We start from the raw sequence: 6,000 nt of genomic DNA, 5'->3' as shown, positions 1-6,000 counted from the left end.
CCCCCCCCCTATGGTTACAATCTGAAACAGGAAAGTTGGCTAGAATGCTCAAGGTCGCGCTCTATAAGCCGAGGCTCTTAAGTAATAAGTAGTGACATAAATAAATTTGACGTTGGCAACACGGCATCCCAGCAAGGTTTAGCGAATGGGCGCTGTTGAAGAAGGTTGCTTCACTCGTTTCAAAAAAGGCGGTTAGCGTATGGGTGCTATTTCATCTCTTGGTATTGGCTCAGGTTTAGACCTGAACGGCTTGCTCGACCAGCTTGAAGACGCTGAACGAGAAAAGCTCGTCCCGATTGAGAGGCAGGTAGAAACCGAAAACACCAAAATTTCTGCCTACGGTCAGCTGCAAAGCGCGCTTTCAGCGTTTCAAGATTCTGCTGATGCGCTCAATGACAGTGCCCTTTACGAAAGCCTTTCTAGCAACGTAGGTGGAGAGGCGGTTACCGCTGCGGCTGATGCAGAAGCGCAGCCCGGTAGCTACAATATTTCAGTGGATACCATGGCTACCCGCGGTACGCTTGCTTCTACCGGGGTAGGTGCTGCCGATACGCCTATAATTGATGCAGATGCAGACCAAACCCTGACCCTAACTTTTGCTGATAACTCCACCAAAGAGATCACGCTTGCGGCAGGCAGCACCCTTGAGGAGGTCCGGGATACTATCAACGCCAGCGGGGATTCCGGTGTAAACGCGACTATTGTTAATGACGGTACAGATTTCCGTTTAGCTCTTAGTTCAAGCGAAACCGGCGCCGATGCATCAATTAGTAACTTCTCATTTACAGGCGTTGCTCCGTTTGATGCAGATCGTGATGTGGATGATGGAACAGGTACGCATCAGAGCGGCACCGATGCCTTGCTAAATGTTAACGGCATCGAAATCACCAGCCCTAACAATCAGGTTGAAGGCGCGATTCAAGGCGTAACGCTGAACCTTCAAGAAGAAGGCGAGAGCACGGTTAAAATAGAGCAGGACACGCTCGCTGTTCGTGAAGCCGTGACTAGTTTTGTGGACGCCTATAATGACCTGAAAGGCACCATTGGTGAGTTAACCAGTTTTGATTCTGAAACCGGTGAAGCTGGCGATTTGTTGGGCGACAGCGCCGTACGTACCGTTGAATCACGCATGCGCAGTGTGCTCAGTGGTGCTGTGGAAGGTGAGTTTTCCATGCTCAGCGATATTGGCATCTCGCTGCAGACTGATGGCAAACTGGAAATCGATGCCGACGAACTCGACAACGCCGTTTCCAATAATCAAGATGCGCTGTCAGCCTTTTTCGTTGGTGACTCCGATGAAACCGGTATGGCGGGGCAGGCCAATACGATGGTCGAGCAATTGCTCAGTACCAACGGCGCCGTGACCGGGGCGAAGACGGGTGCTGAAAACAGCATAGAATCGCTGGGTGAGCGTTACACCCGCATGGAGCAATCCATTGATCAAACCATCTCGCGTTACCGTACGCAGTTTGGTCAGCTAGATGGGATTATTGCGCAAATGAACCAAACGAGCAGCTACCTCACTCAGCAGTTTGATGCCTTAGACGCACAGCTGGGCCGTAATTGATACTGAAAGCTAGAAATTGACGTTTCTGACGCCTGCGCCAAGCAGGCGTTTTTATTAGAAAAATAAATTGTCCAAGTTTAGCAAAAGAAAAAGCGCTAAAGTCGCCCTCTTTTCAGTCGATAAGGTAACTATTAGATGTAATGGTGCACATAAGTGCGCGTAATGTTTTTGGTTTAGCCTTTTCACTGAGGAATACCCAGTATGGCGACAATAACCTCCCTTGGCGTTGGTTCGGGTCTTGACCTGACAGGCCTGTTGGATCAACTACAGGATGCGGAGCGGGGTAAGCTCGCCCCCATCACGCTGCAAAAAGAGCAACAGCAAGCCAAAATTTCTGCCTATGGCCAACTGCAAACCTCGCTCGATGCGTTTCAAGATGCAGTAGCCAAAATCAATGACCCCAAGCTCTATCAAAGCCTTTCCGCGAGTGTTCGTGGTGATGGTATTACTGCCACCACTACCGCCAGTGCGTTACCGGGTAGTTACCGGGTAGAAGTTAGCCAATTGGCGACCTCGGGCACGCTCGCCTCTGCGCGTGTTGATACAAAGGATCAACCGCTCGATCTGCAAGGTGCTACCGCGCTCAAGCTCACGTTTGGCAATGGCGATTCAGTGGATATTGCTGTCGCAGCAGACAGTACGCTAAGTGAGCTTCGTGATTCGATTAATGCCAACAAAGAATCAGGCGTAAACGCGACTATTATCAACGATGGCGAAGGCTACCGGCTGGCGCTAAGCTCCAAAGCTACCGGTGTCGATGCCTCTATTGACAGTTTTAGCTTTGTAGATGCAGCAGATGCTGTAGTAACCGGCCCATTCGGTGAAGCGACAGAAGCTGGGGCCAAGCAACAAGGGCAGGATGCGGCGTTAACCGTTAATGGCATTGCGATTAGCAGCGCTAAGAACCAGATTGAAGGCGCTATTCAAGGCGTGACGCTCAACCTCGCTGAGCTCAGCATTGCAGAAGGCGAAACCGCTTCTAGCACGGTTACCATTGAACGCGACACGTTAAAGCAGCGCGAAGCGATTAACGGTTTTGTAAAAGCGTTTAACGATTTAAAAGGCACCATTGGCACGTTGACGGCCTTTGACGCCGATAGCGACACCGTGGGTAAGCTGCTGGGCGATAATGCTGTCCGCACGATTGAATCGCGCCTGCGCAGCGTGCTGACTGGTGGAATGGAAGGAGGGGAGTTTTCCACATTAAACCAGCTAGGTATTACGCTAGAGCGCGACGGAAAATTAAAAATCGACGATGCCAAACTTAGCGATTTAGTAGCCAATAACCCTCAAGCGCTCAGTGACTTTTTTGCCGGTGAGGCCAAAGAAGGGGGCTTAGCCGGAAAACTAGGTGCATCAGTAGAGCAGATGCTCGGCAGTAACGGTGTGCTCAAAGGCGCGATCACAGGCGCAGAAAATCGCGTTAAGAGTTTAGACACGCGTTTTGAGCGCATGGAAAAAAGCATTGAAGGCACTCTCGCCCGTTACCGCAGCCAGTTCAGTCAGCTGGATATAATGGTCATGCAAATGAACAGCACAAGCTCCTACCTCACCCAGCAGTTCGATGCAATGGATGCTCAGCTAGGCCGTAAGAAGTAAATCCGGCCTCTCAATCGTAAAGGAGGCGGAGGCATCTTTAATGCGCCGCTTAAGAAAATAGAGCAGCGCCCAGCGCTGCTTTTGCTTTGTGCAGTCATCAAAGGCAATTGGACGAAATCCAGATAAACTGGAATAGGTCATCGCGAGCGAAGCGCGGCGATCCCATGCTCTCCACTCTTGCCAAGCTCAAGTATTAAAACCCCCACCATTCAGTTACCAACGTTTACATCTTTTTTTACCACTTCCCCTAAAGATTCCCCTCGCGGCGCCGTTAATTAATATAACGGCACACAACGTGGCCGAAAAGCGGGCCTTCAAGGCCAGTGTCCAAAGCAAGGAGTATCACCCCATGTCAGTGATCAATACCAACATCACGTCGATGATCGGCCAGCAAAACCTGAACGAATCGAAAAATGCGCTTACCACTTCCATGGAGCGTCTGTCTTCCGGCTTGCGTATCAACAGTGCCAAGGATGATGCGGCCGGCCAAGCCATCGCTAACCGCATGAGCGCCCAGATCACCGGCCTGGCTCAGGCGCAGCGTAACGCAAACGACGGTATCTCGGTTGCCCAAACAGCCGAAGGTGGTTTGAATCAGATTAACGACAACCTTCAGCGTGTCCGTGAGCTAGCCGTTCAAGCTGAAAACGGAACGAATTCCCAAGACGACTTGACATCTATTCAAGATGAAATCAATCAACGTCTATCTGAGATTGATCGCATTTCTGCGGAAACAGACTTTAACGGTACGAAAGTGCTGGAAAGTGACGGCGGGTTGAAGATTCAAGTGGGTGCTGATGATGGCCAGACAATCGATGTGAATCTAAAACAGATTAACGCTGAAACACTTGGCTTGGCCACATTTAACGTTAATGGTCAAGCGGATATTCCAAACGAAGCTGCTACTAAAGATAACCTGGATAAGTTGGTAACGGATTCAGCTGCTTGGACGGAAGCTGGTGGTGTTTATACCAATGCCCGTACCAATGATGCTGTAGATGCAGAAGCTGCTTTTGACAGGTTGTCAACTGGCGATACTGTTGCAGTTACAGATAGTGCTTCGGAGGTCACTACTTATACTTACGACGCTGAAAAAGGTAACTTCAGCTTTAGTGAAGACTATACATCTGTAGATAATACCGCTGGTGAATTGGCCAATATGGTAGCTGCTGTAAGCAGTGATATTGGTGATGGACCAATATCTGATGTAACTTATGAAGCGAATGGGAAACAAACAGGCATCGAAGTTGATGCAGCCGGCAATTTAAGTGCCGAAAATGGCGATAAGCTGTACATTGAAAGTGGTGTCCTGACCTCGTCACCTACAGGCGGAACTCCGTCTCAAGCAACAAAAGATGAGCTTGTGGAGCTTCTTGCAACAACTGACGGAGCCAAGTTGTCCGTTGGTGAAAAAACTTATGAGACTACTACTCAACACGTTACTGGTACGGCTGCCGGTACAATTAGTGTCACTGGATTGACCGCTAGCTCCGAAGACGTGATGGAAGAAGTTGAAACTAATGTTAGTGGTACAACAGCAGTTACCTACGGGGGAGCATCTGGCAGCGTAGTGACAGGCAGTGTTGCCCTTAACGCTGAAGGTAAATCAACAACACAGTTTGTAGACCCTGATGGAAACTTCACTACAGATGCTACTTCAAACGTTACCTATGAACTTGATGGAGACGTTGTAAATCAGACAAGTGGCACTCAAGCGGGCTCTCAGGCTTACATTGCTGCTGATGGCTCAGTAACAACTGATGCTACTATGCCAGGTGAAAGAACCGAAAATCCGCTGGCAGCTCTTGACAGTGCTCTAAAGCAAGTCGACAGCCTGCGTTCCGAGCTGGGTGCGGTGCAGAACCGTTTTGAGTCTGCCATCACTAACTTGAGCACCAACGAAACCAACCTTTCTGCTGCCCGTTCGCGCATCGAAGACGCTGACTACGCAACAGAAGTAGCCAACATGACCAAGAACCAGATTCTGCAGCAAGCAGGTACATCTGTACTGGCCCAGGCCAACCAGCTGCCGCAGAGCGTTCTGTCTCTGTTGGGTTAATTGGTTAGCGCTAACGCTAATTGATCGATATATAACGGGGCCGAAAGGCCCCGTTTTTATGCTTTAAGGGAGACATTGCAAGATGGCATGTTCGTTTTGTGGATCAGGAAGTCATACGGCAAGGAATTGCCCAAAACCGTCACGCTGCTCTGGCTGTGGCCGAACCGGTCATAATGTACAAACATGCCCGGATGCTAGGCGGTGTAGTGTTTGCGGTAGCTATCAACATGATAAGCGGACTTGTCCAGATCGCTAAACTCGAAGTGCACGATGGTTGCTAAGTTAGCTGTGAATTTATAGGGAAGCACTATGGGATTTTGGAACAAGTTTGGTGAGGTCAGCTACAAAACCGCAAAATTCCTTGGAAATACCGCTACGGTGGTCTCTAACGGTATTGAGCAAAAGGCCGGTGAGCTCAAAGAACTCAAGCAAGAATATGAGCAAAAGCCTGATGAAGAGCTTGTAAAAATAATAAAAAGCAAAGGTTTTACGGGCAACTCAGAGAGCGAGAAGGGAGTTGCGCGGAGAGTATTAAGAGAAAGAGGCTATATGTCAGGTTCCTGAATGATTGCTTAAACCGGCTCGGTACGCAGTGAAGTAATCATGGGGGGGCGGCCAAGCCAGAGATGGCCACGTCGCTGCGCTCCTCGCCATGACACAGCACTGGATCTTGGGGAATAGGCAAACCCCTCGTCCGCTGAAGCGATTTCCTACCTGCTGATTAGCTAAGTCTGGCACCTCTCATCCCATTGTTTGCTACTATCGAGCCACCTTT

At 49.7% G+C, this 6,000-nt stretch carries 4 protein-coding genes; all 4 read left to right on the top strand.

The features are described from left to right. The first annotated feature begins 199 nt into the window (after positions 1 to 199). The 4 genes from fliD (BLR97_RS17240) (at position 200) to BLR97_RS17220 (ending at position 5,789) form a co-directional block, all read left to right on the top strand. Positions 200 to 1,567 carry a flagellar filament capping protein FliD gene (gene fliD / locus BLR97_RS17240; protein ID WP_089707790.1) on the top strand — a complete coding sequence of 456 codons (1,368 nt, stop codon included), beginning with the start codon at positions 200 to 202 and terminating at the stop codon, positions 1,565 to 1,567. A gap of 201 nt (positions 1,568 to 1,768) precedes the next feature. Beyond that, a complete protein-coding gene (gene fliD / locus BLR97_RS17235) occupies positions 1,769 to 3,166 on the top strand; it encodes a flagellar filament capping protein FliD (protein ID WP_089707788.1) in 1,398 nt (465 codons plus the stop codon). Between the two features lie 349 nt (positions 3,167 to 3,515). After that, positions 3,516 to 5,225 (top strand): flagellin N-terminal helical domain-containing protein, encoded by a 1,710-nt coding sequence (locus BLR97_RS20235; RefSeq protein WP_089707786.1) that lies wholly within the window; start codon positions 3,516 to 3,518, stop codon positions 5,223 to 5,225. 309 nt (positions 5,226 to 5,534) lie between these two features. Next, on the top strand, positions 5,535 to 5,789 hold the full coding sequence (locus BLR97_RS17220) for a hypothetical protein (protein WP_211605180.1): 255 nt from the start codon (positions 5,535 to 5,537) through the stop codon (positions 5,787 to 5,789). Positions 5,790 to 6,000: the final 211 nt, after the last annotated feature.

The organism is Vreelandella arcis (genome assembly GCF_900103865.1).
Taxonomy (GTDB): domain Bacteria; phylum Pseudomonadota; class Gammaproteobacteria; order Pseudomonadales; family Halomonadaceae; genus Vreelandella; species Vreelandella arcis.
Note: the sequence above shows the minus strand (reverse complement) of the source record. Positions and strands in the feature narration are given on the sequence as shown.